General features: G+C 69.2%; 23 protein-coding genes. 5 read left to right on the top strand and 18 right to left on the bottom strand.

The window, feature by feature from the left end; translation table 11 throughout:
* Positions 1-323: 323 nt before the first annotated feature.
* From AKI01S_RS51330 to AKI01S_RS40725, 15 genes are all read right to left on the bottom strand, one after another.
* Positions 324-521: a hypothetical protein gene (locus tag AKI01S_RS51330; protein ID WP_067830983.1), complete on the bottom strand. Its 198-nt coding sequence runs from the start codon at positions 519-521 to the stop codon at positions 324-326.
* A 108-nt stretch (positions 522-629) separates the two neighbouring features.
* Positions 630-1,286: a response regulator transcription factor gene (locus tag AKI01S_RS40790; RefSeq protein WP_067830980.1), complete on the bottom strand. Its 657-nt coding sequence runs from the start codon at positions 1,284-1,286 to the stop codon at positions 630-632.
* Complete coding sequence (locus AKI01S_RS40785) at positions 1,283-2,491, bottom strand: sensor histidine kinase (RefSeq protein ID WP_084000745.1); 1,209 nt, start codon at positions 2,489-2,491, stop codon at positions 1,283-1,285. Before AKI01S_RS40785 ends, AKI01S_RS40790 begins: the two co-directional genes overlap by 4 nt.
* Positions 2,475-3,371, bottom strand: a complete 897-nt coding sequence (locus AKI01S_RS40780) for a type II secretion system F family protein (protein WP_067830978.1) — start codon at positions 3,369-3,371, stop codon at positions 2,475-2,477. Before AKI01S_RS40780 ends, AKI01S_RS40785 begins: the two co-directional genes overlap by 17 nt.
* Positions 3,368-4,294 carry a type II secretion system F family protein gene (locus AKI01S_RS40775; RefSeq protein WP_067830975.1) on the bottom strand — a complete coding sequence of 309 codons (927 nt, stop codon included), beginning with the start codon at positions 4,292-4,294 and terminating at the stop codon, positions 3,368-3,370. The genes AKI01S_RS40780 and AKI01S_RS40775 overlap by 4 nt, the downstream gene beginning before the upstream one ends.
* On the bottom strand, positions 4,291-5,751 hold the full coding sequence (locus AKI01S_RS40770) for a TadA family conjugal transfer-associated ATPase (protein ID WP_084000744.1): 1,461 nt from the start codon (positions 5,749-5,751) through the stop codon (positions 4,291-4,293). Before AKI01S_RS40770 ends, AKI01S_RS40775 begins: the two co-directional genes overlap by 4 nt.
* Before the next feature lies 1 nt (position 5,752).
* Complete coding sequence (locus tag AKI01S_RS40765) at positions 5,753-6,127, bottom strand: TadE/TadG family type IV pilus assembly protein (protein ID WP_067830973.1); 375 nt, start codon at positions 6,125-6,127, stop codon at positions 5,753-5,755.
* 8 nt (positions 6,128-6,135) lie between these two features.
* Complete coding sequence (locus AKI01S_RS40760; RefSeq protein WP_067830971.1) at positions 6,136-6,591, bottom strand: TadE/TadG family type IV pilus assembly protein; 456 nt, start codon at positions 6,589-6,591, stop codon at positions 6,136-6,138.
* Positions 6,588-7,799, bottom strand: coding sequence for a CpaE/TadZ family protein (locus tag AKI01S_RS40755; RefSeq protein WP_067830968.1), 1,212 nt, complete (start codon positions 7,797-7,799; stop codon positions 6,588-6,590). The genes AKI01S_RS40760 and AKI01S_RS40755 overlap by 4 nt, the downstream gene beginning before the upstream one ends.
* Positions 7,796-8,497: a Flp pilus assembly protein CpaB gene (gene cpaB, locus AKI01S_RS40750; RefSeq protein ID WP_067830966.1), complete on the bottom strand. Its 702-nt coding sequence runs from the start codon at positions 8,495-8,497 to the stop codon at positions 7,796-7,798. The genes AKI01S_RS40755 and cpaB overlap by 4 nt, the downstream gene beginning before the upstream one ends.
* A gap of 61 nt (positions 8,498-8,558) precedes the next feature.
* Positions 8,559-10,166: a hypothetical protein gene (locus AKI01S_RS40745; protein WP_067830963.1), complete on the bottom strand. Its 1,608-nt coding sequence runs from the start codon at positions 10,164-10,166 to the stop codon at positions 8,559-8,561.
* Between the two features lie 509 nt (positions 10,167-10,675).
* A complete protein-coding gene (locus AKI01S_RS40740; protein ID WP_067830960.1) occupies positions 10,676-11,143 on the bottom strand; it encodes a hypothetical protein in 468 nt (155 codons plus the stop codon).
* A 10-nt stretch (positions 11,144-11,153) separates the two neighbouring features.
* Positions 11,154-12,626 (bottom strand): polymorphic toxin-type HINT domain-containing protein, encoded by a 1,473-nt coding sequence (locus tag AKI01S_RS40735; RefSeq protein WP_067830958.1) that lies wholly within the window; start codon positions 12,624-12,626, stop codon positions 11,154-11,156.
* Positions 12,627-12,797: 171 nt separating this feature from the next.
* Complete coding sequence (locus tag AKI01S_RS40730) at positions 12,798-13,454, bottom strand: pentapeptide repeat-containing protein (protein WP_067830955.1); 657 nt, start codon at positions 13,452-13,454, stop codon at positions 12,798-12,800.
* Between the two features lie 13 nt (positions 13,455-13,467).
* A complete protein-coding gene (locus AKI01S_RS40725) occupies positions 13,468-15,066 on the bottom strand; it encodes a polymorphic toxin-type HINT domain-containing protein (RefSeq protein ID WP_067830953.1) in 1,599 nt (532 codons plus the stop codon).
* Between the two features lie 173 nt (positions 15,067-15,239).
* Between AKI01S_RS40725 and AKI01S_RS40720 the strand changes: the two genes are divergently transcribed.
* The gene (locus tag AKI01S_RS40720) at positions 15,240-15,914 is read left to right on the top strand and encodes a hypothetical protein (RefSeq protein WP_157420519.1); all 675 of its coding nucleotides are present in this window, start codon (positions 15,240-15,242) and stop codon (positions 15,912-15,914) included.
* A gap of 6 nt (positions 15,915-15,920) precedes the next feature.
* Here AKI01S_RS40720 and AKI01S_RS40715 read toward each other — a convergent pair whose 3' ends face one another.
* Positions 15,921-16,805, bottom strand: a complete 885-nt coding sequence (locus AKI01S_RS40715) for an SCO4651 family lipoprotein (RefSeq protein ID WP_157420518.1) — start codon at positions 16,803-16,805, stop codon at positions 15,921-15,923.
* Positions 16,806-17,105: 300 nt separating this feature from the next.
* Here AKI01S_RS40715 and AKI01S_RS51325 point away from each other — a divergent pair, with 300 nt between their 5' ends.
* Together AKI01S_RS51325 and AKI01S_RS40710 are read left to right on the top strand one after the other, a co-directional pair.
* On the top strand, positions 17,106-17,381 hold the full coding sequence (locus AKI01S_RS51325; RefSeq protein WP_157420517.1) for a hypothetical protein: 276 nt from the start codon (positions 17,106-17,108) through the stop codon (positions 17,379-17,381).
* Between the two features lie 233 nt (positions 17,382-17,614).
* On the top strand, positions 17,615-17,818 hold the full coding sequence (locus AKI01S_RS40710; protein ID WP_067830945.1) for a hypothetical protein: 204 nt from the start codon (positions 17,615-17,617) through the stop codon (positions 17,816-17,818).
* A gap of 367 nt (positions 17,819-18,185) precedes the next feature.
* Here AKI01S_RS40710 and AKI01S_RS40705 read toward each other — a convergent pair whose 3' ends face one another.
* Together AKI01S_RS40705 and AKI01S_RS40700 are read right to left on the bottom strand one after the other, a co-directional pair.
* Positions 18,186-18,653, bottom strand: a complete 468-nt coding sequence (locus AKI01S_RS40705) for a hypothetical protein (RefSeq protein ID WP_067830943.1) — start codon at positions 18,651-18,653, stop codon at positions 18,186-18,188.
* Positions 18,654-18,674: 21 nt separating this feature from the next.
* Positions 18,675-20,057: a polymorphic toxin-type HINT domain-containing protein gene (locus AKI01S_RS40700; RefSeq protein ID WP_067830936.1), complete on the bottom strand. Its 1,383-nt coding sequence runs from the start codon at positions 20,055-20,057 to the stop codon at positions 18,675-18,677.
* Positions 20,058-20,649: 592 nt separating this feature from the next.
* On the opposite strand from AKI01S_RS40700, the gene AKI01S_RS40695 reads away from it, so the two are divergent.
* Together AKI01S_RS40695 and AKI01S_RS40690 are read left to right on the top strand one after the other, a co-directional pair.
* Positions 20,650-21,249 carry a DUF4282 domain-containing protein gene (locus tag AKI01S_RS40695; protein ID WP_245681990.1) on the top strand — a complete coding sequence of 200 codons (600 nt, stop codon included), beginning with the start codon at positions 20,650-20,652 and terminating at the stop codon, positions 21,247-21,249.
* Positions 21,250-21,306: 57 nt separating this feature from the next.
* The coding region (locus tag AKI01S_RS40690; protein WP_067830934.1) for a protein kinase domain-containing protein at positions 21,307-23,107 on the top strand (1,801 nt) is incomplete at its 3' end.

The raw sequence follows: 23,107 nt of genomic DNA, 5'->3' as shown, positions 1-23,107 counted from the left end.
AGGGGCGGCTGGTGGGGATCGAACGGCTTACCCGTACCGGCCGACGCACTCGTCGGGGGCCTCGACTCCGTACCCTTCTTCCCGCCGCCATCGTCACTGCACCCGGCCAAGACGAGAACCGTGGCAGCGGTGATGGTTCCAAGCTTCCGAGCGGAAGTCACGTCAACGACCCTCCACGCACTGAACCGACTTCTTTGCGATCTTTTCGACAGGGCACCGTACAATGCGCAAAGCACGGCGACAAGGGGGAACCGGATTCGGTTCCCCCTTGTCGCCGTGCTTTGCGTCCCGGCGCCGTCCGACCTCTCGGCCGTTCAAGCAGGTCAGGAGGCCTTCGGCTGGGCGCTGGTCACCTTGTCGATGCCGGTGCCGATACCGTTCGCGATCTTCTGGCCGATGCCCGACACCGCGATCGCGCCCAGAATGGCGGCGATGAGGATGATGACCGCGATGTAGGAAACCGCGCCCTCTCCCCGGTCCGACTTCGCCATCTCGCGACGGGTACGAATTTCGAGGTCCATTTCTCCGCACTCCCCTTTTCGGCTCATCCTCACGCCATTCAAGGTACGGAATCGGGAAGCAACCCCCCAGGGCCCGAAGGCCCAAGATGGACCCACCTTCAAGACCCATCACCGGTCCCCCACCGCCGTGCCCAGCCACCGCGCTATGGCCGCCGCGCGGTTCTCCACGGCGAGTTTGGCGAAGATCCGGTTGACGTGGTTCTTCACGGTCTTCTCCGTGAGGAACAGAGCGCTGGCGATCTCCCGGTTGGCCCGTCCCTGGGCGATCAGGTCCATCACCTCGACCTCCCGGGCGGACAGGCCGTACTTGTCGCGGTCACCGTTGCGCGGGCCGGGCTTGGCCGGTTCCTTCACCGCGTCCATCAGGGCGGTGATGGCGACCTGGGAGAGCGGGTTGCCGGTACCGGCGGCGGCGTCGCGCACCGCCGCGGCCAGCTCGTCGACGCCGAAGGTGCCGTGCACCAGATAGCCGCTGGCGCCGCCGCGCACGGCCGCGCGGATGACCTCCGGGTCGTCGGTGTAGGTGAGCATGAGCACCTTTGTGATCTTGCTCAGGGTCTGCACGGCGGTCACCCCGTCCAGCAACGGCATGCGCACGTCCAGCAGCACCAGGTCCGGCCGGTGCAGTTCCGTGAGTTCGATGGCCCGCCTGCCGTCCGCCGCCTCGGCCAGCACCCGTGCGACGCCGGTCGCCTCCAGCAACGAGACCAGGCCCGAACGGACCACCGGATTGTCGTCGGCCACCACGACCTTAACCAGACTCATGCCATCTCCAGATATGACGTCGGCACCTCTGCGCCGGTGGACGCCGGAACGGTCACCGTGACGGTGGTCCCTTCGCCGGGCTGCGATTTCACGCTGAGCACGGCTCCTGCGTGAAGCGCGCGTTCCTGCATGCCGATCACCCCGTAATGGCCCGCCTGGGCGAGGACGTCCACGTCTTCGGGCATCGTGAAGCCACGGCCGTCGTCGGCGACCGTCAGGATCACCGACTCCCCTTCCTGTGCCAGCCGCACCCGGACCGTGGAGGCGTCCGCGTGCCGCTTCACGTTCTCCAGCGCCTCCCTGAGGATCGACACGACCTCGTGCCGGTCGCGGACAGGCAGGTCGATCTCCGGATCCGCGTCCACCTCGGCCGTCGTTCCCGTGGCGTCCGCCCAGGCGGACACGGTCTGCGTCAACACGTCGGCGAGCGACAACCGCACGATGTCGGTCCGCAGCTCGGCGATCAGTTCCCGGACCTCCCGAGCGGCGATCTCGGCCGCCGCGACGATCCTCCTGGCCTCCTCGCAGGCACGGTCGGGCGAGTTGGTCACCCAGGTCGGCAGCGCCATCGCCGCCATCGAGATCCCCCGCAGGGTCTTGGCCAGCGAGTCATGCATCTCCCGGGCGAGGCGGGTGCGTTCCTCGGCCGCGGCCGCGGCGACCTCCGCCCGGTGGCGGGCCTCGTCGGCGACGGTGAACTCCTCGAAGAGGCGACGCAACGCCGTTCCCACGAACCCGCCGACGAAGTAGAACAGCGGCATGCCGACCGCTGTCTGGAAACTGGTGATCCACTCCGAGTCGGCCGCGGCGGTGTAGTAGAGCAGCACCTGGAGCGGACAGATGAGCAGCGTTCCCCTCCACTGGTAGAGCAGACCCGCCAGGGTCGAGGTGATGACGGTGACCAGGAAGAAGGGACCGAGCACCCCGCCCACCTCGAGCGCGGCGTACGCCACCAGCGAGTCCAGGGCCAGCAGGATGGGATACTCCAGGAGCCTGGGTACGATCTCCCGCCATCCGAACAGCGCCAGTGCGGACAGCACCCCGACGCAGGCGAGCATGATCAGGGCCGCGGGGGTCCGCCTCTCCTCGGGGACCAGGAGCAGGGCGACCGCCGAGGCGAGCACCCGTACCTGCATGAGCAGCCGGAAGGTGCCGCCCAGCCGGGCCCCCGAGAGCCCGCTCAGTGGATCACGGGCCGAGGACACCGCTGCCCCCCGCGTTCATGCCGAAGTACAGCGCCGCCAGGATCAGCATCAGCATGCCGGGGACCATCATGAACGTGGTGATCATCGTGATCTTGGGCTCGGCGCGCTGCGCCCTCCGGCGCGCCAGCTGCGCGGCCTCGCGGCGCATGTCGATGCTGATGTCCGCCAGGGCGTTGGCCAGCGGCGCGCCGAGCTCCTCCGCCTGGAGGATCGCCGTCACGAAACTCGACAGCTGCTCACTGTTGTTGCGGGCCCGCAGGTCCTCGAAAGCCTGCCGGAACGGAGTTCCCACGTCCATCTGCCGCAGCGTGGTCATCATCTCCTGGGCGAGGGCGCCCGGCATGCTCTCGGCCACCCGACTGAGCGCCTGCCGGAAGCTGAGGCCCGCCGTGACCGTCACCGCCAGCACGTCCAGGAAGTCGGGCAGACTCTTCTGGATCTCCTGCTGACGCTCCTGGGACAGGTTCCACAGCACGATGTCGGTCTGGAACCAGCCCATCGCGAACAGCGCCACGGCGATGAACAGCTGGTCGGACAGCAGCATGACCACGCCGACCGAGCCGAGCAGCACGAAGGTGCCGGCCTTGTTGCGGGCATACCCCTCCACCGTCAGGCCGTAGGGGCGGCCCGCACGCTCGATCCGGCGGTTCAGCTTGCCGCGCGCCGCCGGGCTCATCGTGCGCAGCAGTATCGAGGTGAACGGTCCGGCGAACGGCTCGGCGACCCCGCCCAGCGGCCCGAAACCCTTGCTCTTGGGCTTCTTGACGAGCCCCACCAGTTCCTCGCTGCCCACCTGCGCTCCGGTGGCCCGCAGGTGGAAACCCCAGACGAACAGCAGGAAGAACAGCGCGGCGGCGGCGGAGAGCGCGAGGGCGATCACAGGTCGATCCTTGTCATCCGGCGGATGATGAGCAGAGCCCCGGCGAACAGGCTCATGGAGATGAGCAGGACGAGCTGCCCGATCAGGGAGCCGGTCATCCTGTCCACCGCGCCCGGGCTGAGGAAGGCGATGCCGAACAGCGTCGCCATGCCCATGGTGAAGATCGCCCACCCGGCGGCCACCGACTCACCGACGATGGTCTTGACCTCGCGCCGGGTCTCCTTGCGCTGTTCGAGCGTGTCGGAGATGTTACGCAGGGAGGTGATGAGCGAACCACCGGACCGGGACGCCACGGCCAGGGTGCTCACCAGGACGCCCAGTTCCCGGGACGGCAGCCGGTCCCGCAGTTCCTTCATCGCGTCGTCGAACGCCTGGCCGAGACGCAGTGCCTCGGCGGTGCGCGTCAGTTCGGTGCGCGCGGGGTCGTCGAGTTCCTCGGCCGCCATTTCCAGTGCGGTACGGATGGACAGCCCGGCCGCCGCCGCGTTGGACAGGACGCGGGCGAGCTCGGGCAGCTGCCCGATGAACTCCTCCACCCGCCGGCTCTCCTGCTGGCGCAGGAAGCCGAAGAACGCCAGGCCGACGCCGACGGCGGTGACGATGCCGAGGAACAGCGACAGCACCTGGCTGAGCAACAGCGCGATGGCCACGGCCGCGCCGGTCATCGTCAGTACGAAAACCGACAGCCGCACGCGCAGACCCGACGCGACGATCCGCCGGTTGATCTGCCGCCCGATGGTGGTCCGGCGCAGGCGCGCGTCCCACCGGTCGAGCCGGGTCGCCATCTTCCGCTCGTTGAAGCCGCGGGAGCCTCGGGCGGCCTGCTCGCGCTGCTGGTCGAGACCCATGCCGAACTGCCAGATGCCGAGGATGGCGAAGACCAGGGTGACGATCAGCGACAACAGGACGATCGGATAGCTCATGAGGTTCCTCCTGCCGGACCCGTGCCGTTCGTCGACGAACCGCCCAGCGAGGGGGGCGGTGCCGTCGGCCGGCCCGGGGGGACCGTGCCGCTCGGGAACGGCCCGGGCGACCTGGGCGGCGGCCCCTGGGGTGTGGGTGGCTGGCCGGGCGGCGCGGGTGGAGCCGCGTCACCGCCGAACACCTGCGGCACCGCCTCGCCCGAGAACACCAGCTTGTGGATGAGGTCCCGGGGCAGTTCCTGGTAGACGTAACGGCCCCGCACCACCCGGTCCAGGCCGATGGGCTCGGGCTCGAAACGCACGATCGACGTGAGCCTGATGGCCTCGCGCCGTCCGGAGGCCACCACCGCGACCTCGCCGACCCGGCGGGATCCGTCCAGCGCACGGTCCAGGAAGACCACCACGTGCACGGCGTTGTTGATCTGGTCCCGGATCGCGTCGTAAGGGATCTTCACCTCGCTCATCGAAGCCAGTGTCTCGATGCGGTAGATGGTGTCCTCGGCCGAGTTGGCATGCACGGTCACCATCGAGCCGTCGTGACCGGTGTTCATCGCCTGGAGCATGTCGAGGGTCTCCGGGCCGCGGACCTCACCGACGATCACCCGGTCGGGGCGCATGCGCAGCGCGTTGCGGACCAGGTCGCGGATCGTGATGGCGCCCTCGCCCTCGATGTTGGCCGGGCGCGACTCCAGCCGGATGACGTGGTCCTGCTGGAGCTGGAGTTCGGCGGAGTCCTCGATCGTCACAATGCGCTCGCTGCCCGGGACGAACCCCGACAACGCGTTGAGGAACGTCGTCTTACCGGTACCGGTACCGCCCGCGATGACGATGTTGAGCCGGGCCCTGACGAACGCGGCCAGCAGCATCGCCGTGTAGTGGTCCAGGGCGCCCATGCTCACCAGCTCGTCCATCCGGAATGCCCGGGGGAAGCGCCGGATCGTCAGCACGGGGCCGACCAGCGACAGCGGCGGGACGATGACGTTGACTCGCTCGCCCGTCGGCAGCCGCGCGTCCACCATCGGGCTGGACTCGTCCACGCGGCGGTTGACCTGCGCCACGATCCGGTCGATGGTCTGGTAGAGCTGGGCCTCGCTGGCGAAGCCCATGTCGAGGCGAGTCAGCTTGCCCAGACGCTCGATGTAGACGCTGTCCGGACCGTTGACCATGATCTCGGTGACGGACGGGTCGGCGAGCAGCGGTTCCAGAACGCCCAAGCCGAGGGCCTCGTCCACGATGCGACGGACGAGCAGGGATCGTTCCCTGGCCGACAGCACCGGACCCTCGCGCGTGAGGATGTGCCCGATGACCTTCTCCAGGCGGGCGCGGCGCTGCGCCATGTCCAGCCGTGCGAGATCGTCGAGGTTGACCTCCTCCAGCAGCCGCTGCCGCCAGTGCCCGATACTCGGGCCCACCTGCTGCTGCTCGGTACCGCTCTCTCTGCGGTTCTTCAGTCCCATGTCATCCCACCGGCATCTCTACACGCCGCCGAACGGTGATGTTCAGGTGCAGTCCGTCGGCGATCAGCGGCACCTTGGCCCGGACCGTGCAGCGGACCGCGTCGCCGGTCAGCGCCTCGACGGTGACCTCGGAGTCGGTGATCACATCGGGCAGCGCGGCCTGGGCGGCACGGGTTCCAGGACCGTTCTTGGTGGTCGGCTCGTTCAGCGCGACACCGTGCATCGAGGCGACCCGGGCGCCCGTGCGGGTGGCGTTCTCGACCTGTTCGACGGTGGCGAAAGCGGTGTAGGCCTCGTAGGAGCAGAAGATCGCGCCCAGGACGAACCCGATCCAGGCCATGAACTCGACCGCGGCGGCCCCCTCGTCACTGCGCATCCGGCGGCTCACCCCTTCCCCTCGTAGACGACCCTGGCCCGGTGGCTGACGGTGATCGGCAGGTTGAGGCCTTCGAAGACCAGCGGGGGTTTGATCGACACACGAACATAACCGCAGTCGGGATCGCGTGGGCCGACGCCGTCGCACTGCGCGCCCACGGGGTACTTCACCTTGAAGTTCTCGTCGTCGGCGAAGCTGCCGACGACCCGTTTCCGCGCGGCCTCCCGCACTTCCTCCTGGTCGCCGCCGACGGCGGCGACCCGTGCGCCCTCGTTCGCGGAGTGGGTCGTGTAGCTCATCGACCACCCGACCAGGAACGCCTCCCAGACCGCGACGAACACGAGCAGGATGAACGGGAGCATGCCGGTGAACTCGACGATCTGGCCGCGGTCGCGTTCCGACCTCGGCAGCTCGGGCCAGAAACCCCAGCGGCGCCGGGGGCGTTGACGGGCGCCTCGGCTCATCGCGCCCCCGCCTTGATCCGTTTGCCGCCCCCGTCGGCCGGTTCGCCGTCGACGATGCCGAGTTCACCGGCGAGTTGCAGGACCGCCTTGCGGAAGGCGTCGTCCTCCACCTTGCTCAGCGACGCGTTGTTGATCGCCTTCTCCAGGGCGCGGAACGCCGGGGGAATGGTGGTCTTGGCCAGGGGGAGCCCGAGGATCCGGGCGGCGAAGTCGGGCTGGATCTCGTTCTTCCGGGTCTGCCTGGTCAGCACCGCGACGACCTCCTCGCCTTTGCGTGCTTCAAGCCGTGCCCACAGCCGGACCATGCGTTTGGCCGAGCGCAGGCTCGGCAGGTCCGGCGTCACCGTGAGGGCGACCTTGTCCGCCAGTTCGACGGCGGTGACGGTGCCCTCGGTCATGAACGTCCCGCAGTCCACGATCACCGTGTCGTAGCGAGAACGCAGTGCGCCGAGGATCTGCCGGGCGGCGAGCGCGGTCACGTCCTCGGCCTGCTCCGCCTCCACCGGGGCCAGCAGCACGTGCGGTCCGTCGGGGTGCACGAACAGCGTGTCGGCCAGCATCGAACCGGTGATCTCACCGGCGACCTCGACCAGGTCGGCGATGGTGCGCCGGTGCACCATGTCGAGGTAGCTGGGGACGTCCCCCGACTGCAGGTCCATGTCCACCAGGCAGACCGAGCGGTTCTTGTCCTTGGCCGCCGCGGTCAGCGCGAGCTGCACCGCGAGGGTGGTCGTTCCGGTTCCGCCCTTGGATCCGGCGACCACGACGATGCGGCCGCGCCGTCCGCCGACGGTCTCGGCCTGCCCGCCGCCGATCCACCGGCTGATGCCGCGCGCCCACTCCGCCGCCGTGGACAGCCGGGTCTGCAGTTCCTCCAGGCTCGGCTGCCGTGACAGCACGCCGCGTGCACCCGCTTCGAGGGCGCGGGTGAGGACGTTCTCGTCCACCGACGTGCTGAGCAGCACCGCCGCGCAGTTGGGGCGGCGCATCGAGATCTCGCGGACCAGGTCGTGCGCGGGCGTCGGCCCGATGTTCTCGTCGATCAGAACGATGTCGAGATCGTGCTCGGTGGCGACCAGTCCCAGCGCCTCGTTGGAGTTCCTTCCGACCCCGACCAGCGCGAAGTCCGGCATCTCACCCATGACGGCGCGGAAGGCCGAGAAGAGTTCCTGGTCGTCACTGGCCAGCAGGATCTTGATGTCGTTCATTTGCCCACCGTGGGGGTCTGGCAGAGCTGGTTCGCCGGAGGCCTGGGGTCCTGCTGGCCGCCGACCAGGGCGAGACGCAGTTTGCGGGAGAACGCCTCGGCGTAGGTCAGCCGCAGCGTCTCGTCACCGGTCAGCGCGAACGTCACCGGCAGCGCGCCGCTGGTCACCCCGCCACCGCCGCTCTGCTGCTGCGCCCTGTCGTTGGTCACCTGCCGCTCCGGTCCAACATTGATCACCTGGACACGGCTGAGGATGCGGACCGCACAGGGCCCGCTCCGGGAACCGGCGACCGACTCGAAGGTGCTGTAGACGTCGACGATCGACCCGTTGACGACCTTGCCGGCCACGCCGGTCTCAGCGTCGATCATCACGGCGATCTCCCGCTGCCCGGGGCGCAGCGCGGGCCTGTCCTGGAGCATGCCCTGCTGCAGGTAGGCGCCGGTGGGGATGCGGCCCGCAGCCACCTTGTTCTGGAGGTCGGCCAGCTGGGTGACGAACGCGTTGGTGGCCCACTTCTTGGGGATCTGCACCTCGCGCACCGCCGCGGCGGCGATCGGCTGGAACGCCTCCACGTCCGTCTGGATCTGCAAGACGGTGGTCATCTCGCCGACGGCCGCGTTCGCGTCGGCCTGGACCCTGCCGACGTAGCCGATGACCGAGACGAAAACGAACACGGCCCCAAGGGCCGCCACGACCATCAAGAGCACACCACGTCGTTGGCGGGGGTTCATCTTGCTCCGTTCCTACAAGGGCGTCAGGTCATCGAGGCCGGATCGCCCGGAACTCGATCGTTCCGGTGCGAAGCTCCTCGTGGCTGTCAGGGGCGGGAGGGTCTGTGGGGTCGGACGGGGGTTCCGCGCCCTCGGTTCCCTCCGGTTCGGAGGAAGGGCGTGCCTCCTGGTGGGGAGAGTGCGCGGGCGCGGCCGGGGACTTGATAAGCGAGGGTCGCGCCGGCTGGGAGCCACCGCCGTCCCCCCGGATCTGCGGCGCGGGCCGGGGCCCGGTCACCGGCATCTCGGGAAGCCGTGTCCCTTCCTGAGGGGTCTGGGGAGCTACCGGAGCAGGCTGCGACGGGCCTCCACTGGGAGGGGCAGCGGGTTGCGGAGCGGGCACCGGTCCTGGCTGGGGCGCTGGTGCCGGGTGGGGTATCGGCGCTGCGTGAGGTACTGGCGCTGGTTGGGGCACGGGCGCGGACAGCGGCACAGGGCCCGCCCCGGCAGGGGCGGGAGGCCGGGACTCGGACCCGGGCGCACGTGCGGGCTCGGCCGGAGGCCGGACCGGCGCGTTCCCGAGGTGGGGCTGAGAAGGCCCCTGGGGCGGCTGAGCCGGCGTCGCCTGCCCCGGAGCCGAAGGTCGCCGCGGAGGGGCCATGGGCTGAGGTGCAGGCGCAGATGTGCGCGCGGGCGGGGGCGCGGTCACGGGCTGGGGCGGTGCGGACGTCGGTCCGGGCGCGGGCTGGGCATGCCCCGCCGGATGCGCAGGGCCTGCGGGCCCTGCCGGAGCGGCGGGCGCAGCGGTTGCGACGGGCCTGGGGGTTTCGGTGTCGGCCCCGGGCTGGACACAGCCGCAGAAGGGGCAGGTCGCGAGGGCGGTCGGCTCTCCGCACCAAGAGCAGGGCCTGCACCGCGTCATCTGGATGACCTGCTGGAGGTCGTCCCGGTGACCGCTGAAGGCGACGAACTCGGTGTACTTCTTGGTGCCCCAGTACTGGGCGCTGAGCGGCTGCTCGTTGACAAGGGTCAGGGACGCGGCGCGCACCGCGGGTCCGAGCTTGTTCTGCAGCCAGCCCTTGTCGCCGTTCTGGTCGGAGGCGAGGACGAGGACGGGGTCGAGCGGAAGGTGACCGACATCGGCCACCGGCTGCGCCGAGGTGATCCGATGCACGGTGGTGCTCATATCCGCCAACACCATGAAGCCGCTTCCCGGCATGTAGGAGAGCATGTGCTGCCCCAGACCGGTCTTGCCGTGTTCCAGCTTGGCGACGCTGTTGAGCCAGGCACCGGCACGGACGCGCATGGCCAACGTCGGCGCGATGCTGGCCAGCATCCCCGCCCTGACGTAGGGCGCCAGGAACGTGAGCTGGTCCGCCACCACGGAGAACGCGAGCGGCGGCAGGTTCAGCGGAACGCGGGCTATACGGTCGGTGCCGAGCAGGAAACGCGCCTGCCGCACCAGCTTCACCGCCACATCGGATCGCCAGCTCGGATGCAGGATCAGCACGGCCCCACGCTGGTGCAACGCGTGTGTCATCTGGTCCAGGAAGGCCAGCGACGAGGCGGCGTCCGTCGACTCCCCGATCCGCGGTGCGAGCGTCTTGGAGATGATGCCGGTCCCGGGGAAGTCCCCCACGATCACAATGGCGGTCATGCGCACTCCTGGGCCTGTACTGGCCTCACGTGCATGTCCTTCCCCGTTTTTCACTGTGACATCAAAACGGCGTCAAGCGTCCAGATATACCCCTGTAGAGCGCGAAGACGATAACGGCCTTCGATGCTCTAGATCAAGCCCTTATCACACAAGCGCCAAGCAGTCATGTTGGAACATGACGGACACAGTTTCGCTGACGCCGTGCAGTCACGGCTGCCTCCCCGTCGACGCAACCGCGCCCGCCACAGCTCCCGTCGGCCCGTACAGCCGACACCCCCGTGACGGATTGCATCATGCACAACAGCGGAAGAACAGGGCCCCAGGACCCAAAGCTGGACAATCAGCCACGATCGGCGCCTCGCTCCCGCGAGCGGCCGAGCTTCGTGTTCCTCGCGTCACCCGACCCGCGGTCCCGGCCACGCGCACCGCAGGGCCGGACACCGTACGGACGTCCCTCCCCGGCGAAACCGGACTCCGCGGGACCCGTCATCCGGACGCCGCCAGGCCCGTCACAGCCAGGTGGCCCGCCTCGGACGGCGGTACCACCGCTCGCCGAGGGCCTGCCCCTCTCCCAGTGCCCGCACGTACGGGCGGAGAGCGGCACCACCGTCCTCGACGGTCACCGCCCGGAACCGCGCGTCGAGATCGTTCAGCAGCTCGGCCGCCGGGCCCCGGGCCAGGACCGGGTGATCGGCCATGACGCGATCGAGCTGGTCGCGCGATTCGAGCTCGTTGGTGTAGGCCTCGACGAAGTAGTGCTCCTCGGGCTCCCGTTCGAGGAACCGGACCAGCCGCTCCCATGAGCGAAACCGCTCACGGACCGAGTAGACGGGCTCGCTCAGCGACCGGGCGGTCCGCTCCGGCAACCTGGACCGTTCGAGCGCGAGCCGATCCTCGTCGACCGCTCTGATCGCGGCGAGCTGGTCGGCCGAGAGCGACGGCCAGACGTCGTCGGTCGTCAGCGGCGTGTCTCCCATGTTCCGGACGTCATTCCTTGATCTGGTCGAGGAAGTAATCGTAGCCACGGTCAGGCTGGAAGAACGTGCCCTGGTTGCCCTCACGGATGATCATCGTTCCGGTGTTGGCGTCCCACCACGCCCACCGCGGTTTGCCGCCCGGCGTCGGACGCAGCTTGAACCCCGGAGAGCCCAGCATCACCCGCTCGAGGTGCTCGGCCACGTCCACGTCCGCGACGCCCGGGATACCTCGTTTGTTGATGTCGCCGTGCGCGGCGATCATGTCGGCGACGAGCGGGACGTCGCCTCCCTGACTCGCCGGGTCCGGCTGTCCCTTGGAGGCCGAGGCGCTCGGCGTGGGTGTCGGCGTGGGCGTGGGCGTGGGCGTGGGATCCGGCTTGCCGACCTTGCAGGCGTCGGGGTCAGGGTCGGGGTTTTCGTTGTGGACCAGGACCGGGATGGTGTGGGCGGTGACGTAGTAGGTGTGCAGGGCCTCGACCGTCAGGTTGTGGACCCGGGTGGTCTGGCGGCGGTGGGTGGTCTTCAGGACCAGGGGACGGCGGCCGTCGGGGGTGTGGAGCTGGTCGGTGGGGACCAGGCCGCGTGCGTGGATCCAGTCGTTGGCGCCGGGGACCCAGAAGGGGTGTTCGGCGGTGGCGGTGAGGCGCGCGGTGGGTCCGCCCAGCTGACCGTCGGGGTCGATGGTCAGGTCGACCAGGTGTTTGCGTCCCTCGCCGGTGATCAGGTGGGTGACCCTGCGGGGGCCGGCGTGCCCGGTGAGGGGGTCGGTGGCCCAGACTCGGTCGCCGACGCGAACGCGTTCGATGGGTTTTCGCGATCCGTCGGCCATCAGGACCGGCGTTCCGGCGACGAAGCTGTTGGGATCCTTCTTCTTGCACGCATCCAGTGCGTCGTCGACGCGCTTCTTGGCGTTCTTGCGCGCGTCGCGGGCCTTCTCCAGGCGGCGTTTGAGGTCCAGGAACCGGTCGATCAGCTTGACGACCTTGGGGATCGACTTCAGCAACTTGCCGATCTTGCCCCAGGGGATGACGTCCAGCAGCGCCCACAGGCAGTCGCTGATCTTGGGGTCCTTGACGCAGTTGATGATGTCGCCGGCGATGAAGTCCAGGCCGAGCTTGCCGATCTCCTTGAGAAGATCGAACTCGTTCCACTCCTTCTCCAGGGCGTCGGCGTCCTGGTTGGCCTTCCGCAGCGCGTCCAGCGCCTCGCGGTACTCGCGCTGCTCGGGGGTCTCCTGACCGGACGGCCCGGCGGCCTGCTGGTTGGTGGGGCTGGCGCCCGAACTCGGTGAACCGGGTTTGCCGTTGCCGGGCTTGTCGCAGTTCTTGTCGCCGGTGACCCGGCAGATGCCCGCGCTGATCCCGGCGGAGATCTTCTCAGGAATCGCGACCACGGTCACCGTGGCCAGCACCGCACCGATCAACAGGATCACCGTCAGATACGACAGCGACCCCTCACCCCGGTCCCCCAGACGCCGCAGCATCCGTCAACTCCGCTCGATCGGCACCCCGAGCAAGGAGTCAACCGGCTGGGACGCCTTCCGGAACAGGGTCCGAAGGCCCAAAGGGGGGCTCAAGCTCCGCCCATCGGAAAGATGATCCGGCCCAGAGCGGATCGCGTTCGTTCCCGTTCCCCGCAGGACCGGCGGCCCTGTTCAGGCCGCCGACATCCCAGCGGCTCCGTGCTCCCGGAACCACGCCGTGGCCTCCGCCCCGCCGATCAGCCGAGGTTTCGTCTCCCCCACGTCGACCGGTCCGCTGATCCAGCCGTGCGCGCCGTCGAACCGGGCCCCGTACAACCGGGCCTCCTTCAATGAGGTCGGGTTGTCCTGGTCGCCGAACCGGCAGCCCCGCAGATCAGCGCCGCGCAGATCCGCCCGGAAGGCGAAGACGGCGTTGAGGTCCGCCTGCCGTAGATCGGCTTCCCGTAGATCCGCTCTCGGAAAGGCCGCACTGGTCAGAACAGCCTCCTTGAAGCGGGCACCGGACGCGGCGCACTCCCTCGCCTCGACGGCGAACAGGTTCGCCCGGGAGAGGTCGGCGCCGGACAGGTCGGCACCGCTCAACTCCGCCTCGTGCAGATCAGCGCCAACGAGACGAACTCCCGCCAGGCATGCCCCGAACAGGCCTGCCGCCACCAACGGCAGACCACTCAGATCCGCACCGGTGAAGTCGAGAGTCACCCCGTCGAGTGACGACACCACCCGCAAGTCGGCTGGCAGCGCCTCGAGATAGGACTCCAACGCCGCCCGCGCGGCCTCGTCCACCGGCCACGCCCGCACTCTCGACCGAAATCCCGCCTGATCGGTCATTCGGGCAAGCCTCTCACAGGAAGACCACCTTCCCCTTCCACTCCGGATGGGAGTCGACCAGAGACTGGAGATCCTTCCGTGCCTCAGGCGACAGATGCTCCGGATCAATGATCACGTTCTCCGGGGGGTTGCTGGCAAGCTCCTTCTTGATGTCCTCTTCCACTTCTTGGCGGTTGTATTTGCCGGGTTGTCCGTCGGTCATCTTCTGCCCCTTGTTCCGCCCCGCGGGGAAGATGTCCTTGAACGCCTTGACGTCCCAGTGTTGCCCGTTGGCGTCGACGAAATCACCGGAATCCAGGCCGTTGATCTTGGGGGCGCGCTTGATCGGGCCCGGGAGCACCCCTCGCCTCTCCATTTCCAGGCCAACCTCGGCCTCGCGTCTGGTCTTGTCGGAAACCTTGTCGTTGTGCGCGGGATCCTTGGAGAGTTCGTCGTGCCGCTGCTGGTACTCCGGAGTCCCCTTGGCCGGTGTCTGATAGGCGGGCGGAGTGACCGAGCAGGCGTTGGGATCGGGCTTGTTGGGATCGGCAGGGTCGTTGTGGACCAGGATCTCGGTGTTCCCGGCGACGACGTAGTAGGTGTGGAAGTCCGCGACGGTCAGGTTGTGGACCCGGCCGGCGGAACGCCGGCGATGGGTGTCGAGCACCAGGACGCGGTCGCCGTTCGAGGTGGCCAGTTCGTCCCCGAACACCAGTCGGCCCGCGTCGATCCAGTCGTCGGCACCGGCCACCCGGAAGGGATGGTTGGCCGTGGCCGTGATTCGCGCCGTCTCTCCGCCCAGTTCGCCGTCGAGATCCACGGTGAGGCGGGACAGGTTCTTGAGGCCTGAGCTCGTGGTACGTCGGGTGACCTCGCGAGGGCCGCTGCGGCCGGTGGCCGGATCACTGGCCCAGACCAGATCACCGATCCGAACGCGTTCGATCGGTCTTCGTGACCCGTCCGCCATGACGACCTGCGTCCCCGGAAGGAAACTGCTTCCGGGTTTCTGGCGCTTCTTGCACGCATCCAGTGCGTCGTCGACGCGCTTCTTGGCGTTCTTGCGCGCGTCGCGGGCCTTCTCCAGGCGGCGTTTGAGGTCCATCAGGCGGTCCAGGAGCTTGGCCGCCTTAGGGATGCTCTTCAGCAGTTTGCCGAGCTTCCCCCACGGAACGACGTCCAGCAGCGCCCACAGGCAGTCGCTCAGATTGGGGTTCTTGAGGCAGTTGACGATGTCGCCGGCGATGAAGTCCAGGCCGAGCTTGCCGATCTCCTTGAGAAGATCGAACTCGTTCCACTCCTTCTCAACCTGCTGAAGGTCCGTGTCGGCCTTGTTCAGCGCGTCCAGGGCCTCGCGGTACTCGCGCCGCTCGGGGGTCTCCTGACCGGGCGGCCCCGTCACGGACTGCCCGGAAGGGGAGGAACCAGGGCCCGTCGGAGCGGTGGTGGAGCGTTGGCCAGAGGGCTTGCCGCAGTTCTTGTCGCCGGTGACCCGGCAGATGCCCGCGCTGATCCCGGCGGAGATCTTCTCAGGGATCGCGACCACGGTCACCGTGGCCAGCACCGCACCGATCAACAGGATCACCGTCAGATACGACAGCGACCCCTCACCCCGGTCCCCGAAACGTCGCAGCACCCCGTCAACTCCGCCCGGTCAGCACTTCAACCCGACAAGTCAAGATGCTGCCGTGCCCTGCGGGACAGGGCCCGAGGGCCCAAAGTGATCTCAAAAGCCGTGGCCGCCGGCTTCACCGGTGCGCGCTGCTAGCGTGTCCCGTCCACATTGATCGCGATTGGTGAGGAGTCAGGATGCTTCGTCGTATGGCCGCGTTCTGCGTGGCGGGCGGTGTCGCCTCGGCGGCGCTGACGGGGTGCGGCGATGACGCCAAGAAAACGGGGACGAAACCCGCCGGCAACACGTCCGGCAGCCCTGCCGCCTCTTCCTCCACCGCGCCGACGGGCCAGGCCGCCGGGGGGACCCGGCTCGGCGGGTCCGCCACGGGGGTCACGTTGCAGCTGCCCGCCGGGTGGAAGGAGGTCGACCCGACGACCGACACCTCCGAGGTCGTGCGGACCACGTTCCGGCTCACCGGGGACCTGGGCGAGCTGACCAAGCAGCTCATGGGACAGCAGAAGAAGCAGGGCATCGTCTTCGCGATCGACTCCTCGGTCACCTCCGGCCTGGCGCCGCACCTGTCCACCGGATGCGACCGGGGCGGAACGATCGGCGCGTCGATGGAGCAGCTGAAGGCCAAGACGCAGGCCATGCACAAGGGCGCGCAGATCACTGACCTGACGGTCGACGACCGCCCGGCGTTCAAGGCGACCTACACCAGCCCCGGCCGGGACGGCGTCACCACCGACGAGGTGACCGTGCGCGTCCCCATGGGGAACAACCGGTTCTGCTTCGTGGACGTGGCCGCCAAGCAGGGTTCGCTGCCCGCGCAGGCCGAGCAGATCCTGGCCTCGTTCAAGATCTCCTGACGCCGGTCACGACCCGATGACGTGCACCTTGTCGGCGGGGGGCGTGGTGATGGACACCTGGTCGCCCCACTGCCGGTAGGTCACCGACTGGCGGACCTTCATGCCCTGCGGCGTGGCCAGGCCCGCCTCGAACCTGCGGGGCAGTCCCTTGTCGTCCAACCACAGTGTCCAGGCGATCTCCTTGAGCCCGAGCCTAGTCATCGCCTCCACGCCCTTGCCCCCGCCCTTCAGGTCGGCGGTCTTCGTGGTGCCCTGGTAACGGCGCGTGGCCGCCCCCTCGACGGTCTCGCTCGTCGGCTCCCCCTTGAACGTGCCCTTGCGCACGACGTTGAGCCCGGTGTCGGAGGACAGTTCGCCGAGCGTCTTCTCCACCTCGTCGACCATGGTGGTGAGCAGCTTGGCGAACGGACCGAGTTCGGGGTTGCTCGCGTCCTGCCGGGACAGCCGCACCCAGGGCTTCCCTGGACGCTGTTCCTGCCCGTCGACGCGGGTGTAGATGATGCCGCCGGTGACGACCGCCTCGGTGGTACCGGGCTCCTCGGGATCCTTGTCGACGATCGTCAGTTGGGCCTCGGGCGGGGAGGCGTTGGTCCGCAGCTGCGCGACGGTGCGTTCCTCGGTGCCGCCGGACTTCTGCTCGCCGGTGGTGGTGAGCTCGACCCGGACGGTTCCGGCGGCCCTCACCTGGCGGGCGACCACGTCGACCAGCGGTCCGGGCTCCGACGGAAGGTTCACGGTTGCCAGCCGCACCGCCGGTGTGGGGTCGGGCCGCTGTGGCGCGGAGCTCTTCTTCGCCGCCGGGGAGTTCTTCCCGGGCTTCTCCTCGCCGGTACACCCCGCCCCACCGACCACGAGAAGCAACGCGCTGAGAACCGCCGTGACACGCCTCATGAGCGGAGCCTAAGGGCCTCGTCCCTCTCGGCTCACCACAAGCCGCCCGTTTTGGGCCTCTTTTTGGGCCCACGGACCCCTGTCAGACCACTCGTCCGTCATTTGGCCCCCCGGGCGATCGTCGCGGAGCGGAGTCAATGGGCTCCGGATCGCCAAAGACCCGCCCCGCGTTCCCACCCCGCGAGCTCACCACCTGCCACTCCCGTATGAACCGGCCAAGCGCCGCGAACCCGCGCCGGCACGGTCCCGCCCGGACGCAAGTCGTTGGCAGCCCTCGACCTTGGTTCTTTCTTTGGACCCATGGACCTGCACCTCATCCCCCATTCGCCATTTCGATCACTCTTCGGGCAGTTTGAAACGAGGGCGGGGCCTGGGGGCCGGGGCGAGGGGTCGCTGTCACATCTGGCGGCGATCATGCTGATCGGTGCGGGCACCTACCGGATCACCGGCGGCAAAGCCCACGAGAAACCCGGAGGCCAGAATCCCCGGACGCCGATTACTGCTCCTTCGGGGCAGCCGACCTCGGTACCGCCCGGTCAGGAGACCACCGGCAACGCGATTACCGCGAAGCGCTGAATGCGTTGAAGAAAGCCGACCAGGACGCCGACGAGACTCCAGCACTACGAGAGGAACGGCCTCAAGCCGGAGGACTGATGGGTTCAGAAGCACAAGGCCAACACCAAGCCCGGCGATCGTGACCTGGATCTGGCCGACCCCCAGAAAAAGATCGGGTGCACTGAAGGGATCGTCGCCCCCAGCGGGCAAATGGCGACGACTTCACAGCCTTTCACCACCCAGGACAACAGGCAATGAACGGCAACAGCGAACAGGGCTCGACGCCGCAGACCGACGATTTCCCAAATGATTTCTCCCGGACGTCGCCGGCCTGCCTCGAAGATGTGCTGCTGGAGGCGTTCCCCGACATTCCAGCGGTTCACCGGGACGAGGTGGGCGACTTCGTCGATCGCTGCGTCCGCTACATCGGCGAACTCCCCGACCACACGGGTCCCTAGGGACTCCGCACCCGGCGAGGGCGCTCACCTGTGGGAGTGGCTGGCCGACATGGACGGCAGGCTCGCCTCCTGGCGCGACGAGTACCTGTCCCAGGATTTTCCCTTCGACTTCTCACGGGACTCCCTGGCCGTCCTTGAGGAGGCCCTGACACAACTTCTCAGTCGTGACGAAGTGGAACTCCCCAAGAGTCAGTACCGCTTCGCGCGATCCGCCTTGCGGCTCGGAAGCGTACCGGCGACAAGTAACAGAAGGTGTACGACCTCATGCGCGACTCACGCTGACCGAAGCGAACCGCCCGGCCGCCGCCGGGCACTTCGGCGTCGCTCCGAGTTCTGACCACGGGGTCCCCTCGGCAGGCGGATCGGTTCAGTCGACGCCGAGGGCCCGCTTGAGTTGGGGCATGGCCGGGTTGTCCAGGGCGGTGGGGAAGTTCTCGGACAGCCAGCGCATGCGTTCGGCGGTGAACCTCCGTACGGCCTGCGCGAAGTCCCTGTACGGGACGACCGCGATCCCCGGGCGGTAACTGCATGCCGCCAGCAGGTCGTCGCCGTGGCGGCGCAGGGACAGGAAGTCGTCCGACTCGAAGAAGTCGATGGTGTGGGTCGGTTCGCGGTCGAGGGTCCTGACGGCCCCGGTCAGACGGGCGCACCAGTCGAGCATCGTCAGCCAGTGGAAGTCCGTGCCGAGGTCCACGTCCCCCAGGCGAACGACGGCGTCTCCCATGAACGCGCCGTTCACCAGGTCCGGCTGGTAGACGGTCGCGAGGTCGGAGTCGAGCTCCACCCGGCGGCCGGTGCCCGGGTATCCCTTGATCTCGAAGTCCAGTTCGATCATGTTCGGCTCCCGGTGCGGACGTCAGGGACAGCGGATCGGGTGCATGGTGCCCAGTTGCCCGCCCGGGCGCATCCAGACCCGGACGCAGCCTTCGCCGTTCTCGCCCGCGCCCGGCCACTCGAAGACGTGCTCATGCCCCTCAGTCTGGTCGACCCGTCCCGTCCGGTTCCTGTCGGAGAGATTGTTCAGCAGCCTCTCGAAGATGTCGTTCTCATCGATGTCGCTGGCGAACTTGGTCCCGCTCGCCGAACCGCCCGAGCCGTGCAGCGGCATCACATGCGTGGAGATGCGGTCCCTGACCTGGTTGAAGTCCAGGTCGAAGCCCTCACAGTTGTGGGCCAGCACCTCCTGGCCGCCCACGCCGACGAAGTAGTTGTGCAGGCCCTCGACGGTGAGGTTGTGAACGCGCGCCACACGGCGGTGGGCCGTTTTGCGCACGACCATCGCGCGTTCGGATCCAGGAGTGGTGAGAACGTCTCCGAAGACCAGCCCGCTCGCCGGGATCCAGTCGTCGGTGCCGTTCACCCAGAAGCGGTGACCCTCGGTGACGACCACCGTCTCGACGGGGCCGCCCAGTTCGCCGTCCAGATCGACGGTGAGGCGTGCCAGGTCCCGCTTGCCCTCACCGACGATGTGGTCGGTGACGCGGCGGGGTTCGCGGAGGCCGGTGACAGGGTCGGCGGCCAGGACCACGTCACCGACGCGGACGCGTTCGATGGGTCTTCGTGTCCCGTCGGCCATCAGCACCGGCGTTCCGGCGACGAAGCTGTTGCCGGGGTTCGGTTTCCCGTTGGCGCGGCGACAGGACTCGGCCGCGTCGTCGGCGCGCTTCTTGGCATTCTTGCGGGCGTCGCGGGCCTTTTCCAGGCGGCGTTTGAGATCCAGGAACCGGTCGATGAGTTTGGCGATCTTGGGGATCGACTTCAGCAACTTGCCGATCTTGCCCCACGGGACGATGTCCAGCAGCGCCCACAGACAGTCACTGAGGTTGGGCTTCTTGATGCAGTTGACGATGTCGCCGGCGAGGAAGTCCAACCCCAGCTTGCCGATCTCCTTCAGGAGATCGAATTCGTTCCACTCCTTCTCCAGGGCGTCGGCGTCCTGGTCGGCCTTCTTCAACGCATCCAGCGCCTCGCGGTACTCGCGTTGCTGGGGAGTCTCCTGACCGGGCGGTACCGAGGTCGGCTGCGCCGAAGGGGTCGCGCCCTGGGACCGGGGATTCTGGCCGCCGGGTTTCTCGCAGTTCTTGTCGCCGGTGACCCGGCAGATGCCCGCGCTGATCCCGGCAGTGATCTTCTCGGGGATCACCACCACGGTCACCGCGGCCAGCACGGCACCGATCAGCACGATCACCGCCAGATACGACAGCGACCCCTCGCCCCGGTCCCCCAGACGCCGCAGCACCCCGGTTCTCCCCTGTTCGACTTGGAAGTGAGCCAAGCAGCCTTCGATTGCGAGTGCATGAGCCCTGAGGCCCAGCGCGGACCTAAAAAATGTGCGAAACGCATGGCTCGGAATGGGGCGACGGTGAGGTCGTTAAAGATCATCTGCGGTTGGCGGACCTTCGGCCCGGGAACGGGGATTCCCACTGCCAGGGCGATCGGGGCCGTCGGGCCGAGTCCAATGGGGCGGGGGACGTCGGCCGCCTTTTTCGCTGCCCTGGACCATGGCGTCGAAATCGGGCTCGCTCGGAACCCGGTTCCTCTGGTTGGAGGTGAGAACGGTCCGTCGCGCGTCGGATGGCCGGTTGCCGAAGGCCATGCCAGACGTCAGCATCGATGCGCCGGTGGCGAAGAGATCCTCGCGACGGCGTTCTGATGGCCTTGAGGTCGACCCGTCGCACGGGAAGGCCGGAACCGACCGCTTCCCCGAGATCGTACCTGGGTGACCAATCTTGATCGCGTCGTTTTCCACAGGGGAGTGTTTGCGGCGGGTGCGCGGGCGCGGGACGTTCTAGAGTCGGGGCATCGGTCATGTGACAGTCCAGGAGTCGGCGATGACTAATCCTTCCGAGCACGGTCCGCCCCACCAGCCGCCGTCGCCTGGGCAGTCGCCCGGACAGCCGTACGGGCCGCCGCCCCAGCCGCATCCGGGGCATGTGCCGGGGCCCCGGCAGGCCGGGCCGGGGCCGCAGCAGGCGTCGCCGCACCACAGCGGGCCGCAGCCGGTCGTGCAGCCCGGGCAGAGCGGGCCGCAGCAGATCCCGCCGCAGTACCAGCAGCAGGCGCGGCAGAGCGGGCCGCATCCGCAGTACGGCGGTCAGGAGTGGGCGCCCGCCGAACGCCCCGGCCGCGCCGACAAGGGGCTGCTGGGCGCGCTGCTCGACACCAACTTCGACCATCTGGTCACGCCCAAGCTCGTCAGGTACTGGTACGTCGTCGCGCTGCTGCTGGTCAGTCTCCAGTGCCTGGTGTTCCTGGGGTTCGGGCTGTGGATCGCCACCTGGGACGACTTCTGGGCCTGGGGTGTCATCATGATCATCGCGAGCCCGCTGGTGTGGCTGTTCGAGGCGCTGCTGGTGCGGATCGTCATGGAGGCCGTGGTGGTCCGGTTCAAGGGCGTCGAGCATCTCCGGGTCATCAGGGACAAGATCTGAGGGCGGGCGTTAGGCTCGCGACGCGGCAGGGACGGCGACACGGACGGGGCAGTGTGAGTGGCCGAGGTTGAGGAGCCCGGGAACGGCGGCGCCCCCACGCGGCGGGACCCCGGGGTCACGCGCCGCGACGCGAACGTCCCCCCGCCGCGCGACCCGCACGCGACGCGCCGGGACGCCGGGGCCGCGCCCGGCGGGGCGCTGCTGCGGCTGCCCGACGCCCTGGCCGAACGGTTCGAGCTGGTCGCCGAGCTGCCCGTGCAGGGGGCCGAGTCCGACCTGCTGCTGGTGCGCGACGAACGCGGCGGGGAGTTCGTCGTCAAGCTGTTCCGGCGCGGCTACCACGCCGACCGGGAGGTGTGGGAGAAACTGCCCGCCCTCGACTCGCCGCACGTGCTGCGGATCGCGGAGACCGGGCACGCCGACGGCCGCGACTACGAGATCGCCGAGTACGCGCCCGAGGGGAACCTGCGGTCGCTGATGGCCGGGCCGCTGCCCGCCGAGACGGTGACGGCGGTCGTCGCGCAGCTCGCGGCGGGGCTGCGCGCGCTGCACGGGGCCGGGATCGTGCACCGCGACCTCAAGCCCGAGAACGTCCTGGTGCTGTCCGCCGACCCCCTGCGGCTGGTCATCGCCGACTTCGGGCTGAGCCGGGTGCTGGAGCAGAGCGTGGTGTTCGCCTCGGCGTCGCGCACGCTCGCCTACGCCGCGCCCGAGTCGCTGTCGGGGCAGGTGTCCCCGGCGCGCGACTGGTGGTCGCTCGGGATGATCGTGCGGGAGCTGGCGACGGGACGGCCGCCGTTCGCCGGGCTGAGCGAGACCGCCGTGGTGGACCACCTGGCGACGCGGCCGGTGGGCGCCGACGACGTTCCCGACCCCCGGCTGCGGCTGCTGGCGCGGGGGCTGCTCGCCCGCGACCCGCGGCGGCGCTGGTCGGCCGAGCAGGTCGGGCAGTGGCTGGACGGCGGCTCGCCCGCCGTCGCACGGGACGCCGCGCGGCCCGAGGCGCCGCCCGGGACGGGGCTGCCGTTCCGGGGCCGCCGCTACCAGGACCGGGCCGAGCTGGCGCGGGCGCTCGTCGAGGAGTGGGACCACGCCGCGCTGTACTTCTTCGGGCGCGGCGAGTCCGGCGAGGCGTGGCGCAGCCTGCGCGACTGGCTCGCCGAGCAGCCCGACGACAGCCGCATCGCGCTGGTCGACGGCCACCTGACGGCGAACCTGCGGCCCGACGTGAAGCTGCTGCACCTAGTGCGGTGGCTGGATCCGACGCTGCCGCCGCACCACCTGGGGCGGCGGGTGCTGCCCGAGGACCTTCCGGGGCTGGCGGCGCTGGCCGGTGAGCCGGGGCACGCCGACCACCGGACGGCATGCCTGCTGGGACGGGCGTTGTGGGACGACCGCCTGCTGAAGGTGCTCGCCGGTTTCGAGGGCGGCGAGCAGCTCGCGCGGATCGACGACCAGTGGCGGTCCCACGTCACGGCCTGGAACGAGCTGGTGTCCTGGCTGCGTTCCCAGGACGCGGTCCCGCCCGGCCTGGCCGCGCGGCTGCCCAGCGCCGGCGGCGACGACGTGCGGGTCGCCGGGCCGTCGGACGACCCGCCGGTGCTGCTGCTGACGCTGCTCGCCCTGGCCGCCGAGCCCGCCCGCACGCGGCAGCGGATCGCCGCGGCCGCCGAACGGGCCCGCGCGTCGGTGACCGAGCCGGTCGCGTGGTTCGCGTGGCTGGCCGAGGGCGCGGGCGACGACCCGCTGCGGCAGCTGGCGTTGACGCGCGCCGCGCCGGAGGCCGTGCTGGAGGTCGAGGCGCGCCACCGCGACCGGCAGGCCGCCGCCCGGCGCTCGGAGGCCCTCCGCGCCCGCT

This window comes from Actinomadura kijaniata NBRC 14229 (assembly GCF_001552175.1).
GTDB lineage: Bacteria > Actinomycetota > Actinomycetes > Streptosporangiales > Streptosporangiaceae > Spirillospora > Spirillospora kijaniata.
This window is presented reverse-complemented; position numbering and strand designations above follow the sequence as displayed.

Bases quoted from the DNA above. Each gene is read 5' to 3' on its own strand.
- AKI01S_RS40715 (WP_157420518.1), bottom strand. From the start codon at position 16,805: ATGAGGCGTGTCACGGCGGTTCTCAGCGCGTTGCTTCTCGTGGTCGGT.
- AKI01S_RS40745 (WP_067830963.1), bottom strand. From the start codon at position 10,166: ATGACCGCCATTGTGATCGTGGGGGACTTCCCCGGGACCGGCATCATC.
- AKI01S_RS40790 (WP_067830980.1), bottom strand. From the start codon at position 1,286: ATGAGTCTGGTTAAGGTCGTGGTGGCCGACGACAATCCGGTGGTCCGT.
- AKI01S_RS40755 (WP_067830968.1), bottom strand. From the start codon at position 7,799: ATGAACGACATCAAGATCCTGCTGGCCAGTGACGACCAGGAACTCTTC.
- AKI01S_RS40705 (WP_067830943.1), bottom strand. From the start codon at position 18,653: ATGATCGAACTGGACTTCGAGATCAAGGGATACCCGGGCACCGGCCGC.
- AKI01S_RS51330 (WP_067830983.1), bottom strand. From the start codon at position 521: ATGGACCTCGAAATTCGTACCCGTCGCGAGATGGCGAAGTCGGACCGG.
- AKI01S_RS40710 (WP_067830945.1), top strand. From the start codon at position 17,615: ATGAACGGCAACAGCGAACAGGGCTCGACGCCGCAGACCGACGATTTC.
- AKI01S_RS40735 (WP_067830958.1), bottom strand. From the start codon at position 12,626: ATGCTGCGGCGTCTGGGGGACCGGGGTGAGGGGTCGCTGTCGTATCTG.
- AKI01S_RS40730 (WP_067830955.1), bottom strand. From the start codon at position 13,454: ATGACCGATCAGGCGGGATTTCGGTCGAGAGTGCGGGCGTGGCCGGTG.
- AKI01S_RS40775 (WP_067830975.1), bottom strand. From the start codon at position 4,294: ATGAGCTATCCGATCGTCCTGTTGTCGCTGATCGTCACCCTGGTCTTC.
- AKI01S_RS40695 (WP_245681990.1), top strand. From the start codon at position 20,650: ATGACTAATCCTTCCGAGCACGGTCCGCCCCACCAGCCGCCGTCGCCT.
- AKI01S_RS40770 (WP_084000744.1), bottom strand. From the start codon at position 5,751: ATGGGACTGAAGAACCGCAGAGAGAGCGGTACCGAGCAGCAGCAGGTG.
- AKI01S_RS40760 (WP_067830971.1), bottom strand. From the start codon at position 6,591: ATGAGCCGAGGCGCCCGTCAACGCCCCCGGCGCCGCTGGGGTTTCTGG.
- AKI01S_RS51325 (WP_157420517.1), top strand. From the start codon at position 17,106: ATGGACCTGCACCTCATCCCCCATTCGCCATTTCGATCACTCTTCGGG.
- cpaB (WP_067830966.1), bottom strand. From the start codon at position 8,497: ATGGTCGTGGCGGCCCTTGGGGCCGTGTTCGTTTTCGTCTCGGTCATC.
- AKI01S_RS40720 (WP_157420519.1), top strand. From the start codon at position 15,240: ATGCTTCGTCGTATGGCCGCGTTCTGCGTGGCGGGCGGTGTCGCCTCG.
- AKI01S_RS40765 (WP_067830973.1), bottom strand. From the start codon at position 6,127: ATGCGCAGTGACGAGGGGGCCGCCGCGGTCGAGTTCATGGCCTGGATC.
- AKI01S_RS40740 (WP_067830960.1), bottom strand. From the start codon at position 11,143: ATGGGAGACACGCCGCTGACGACCGACGACGTCTGGCCGTCGCTCTCG.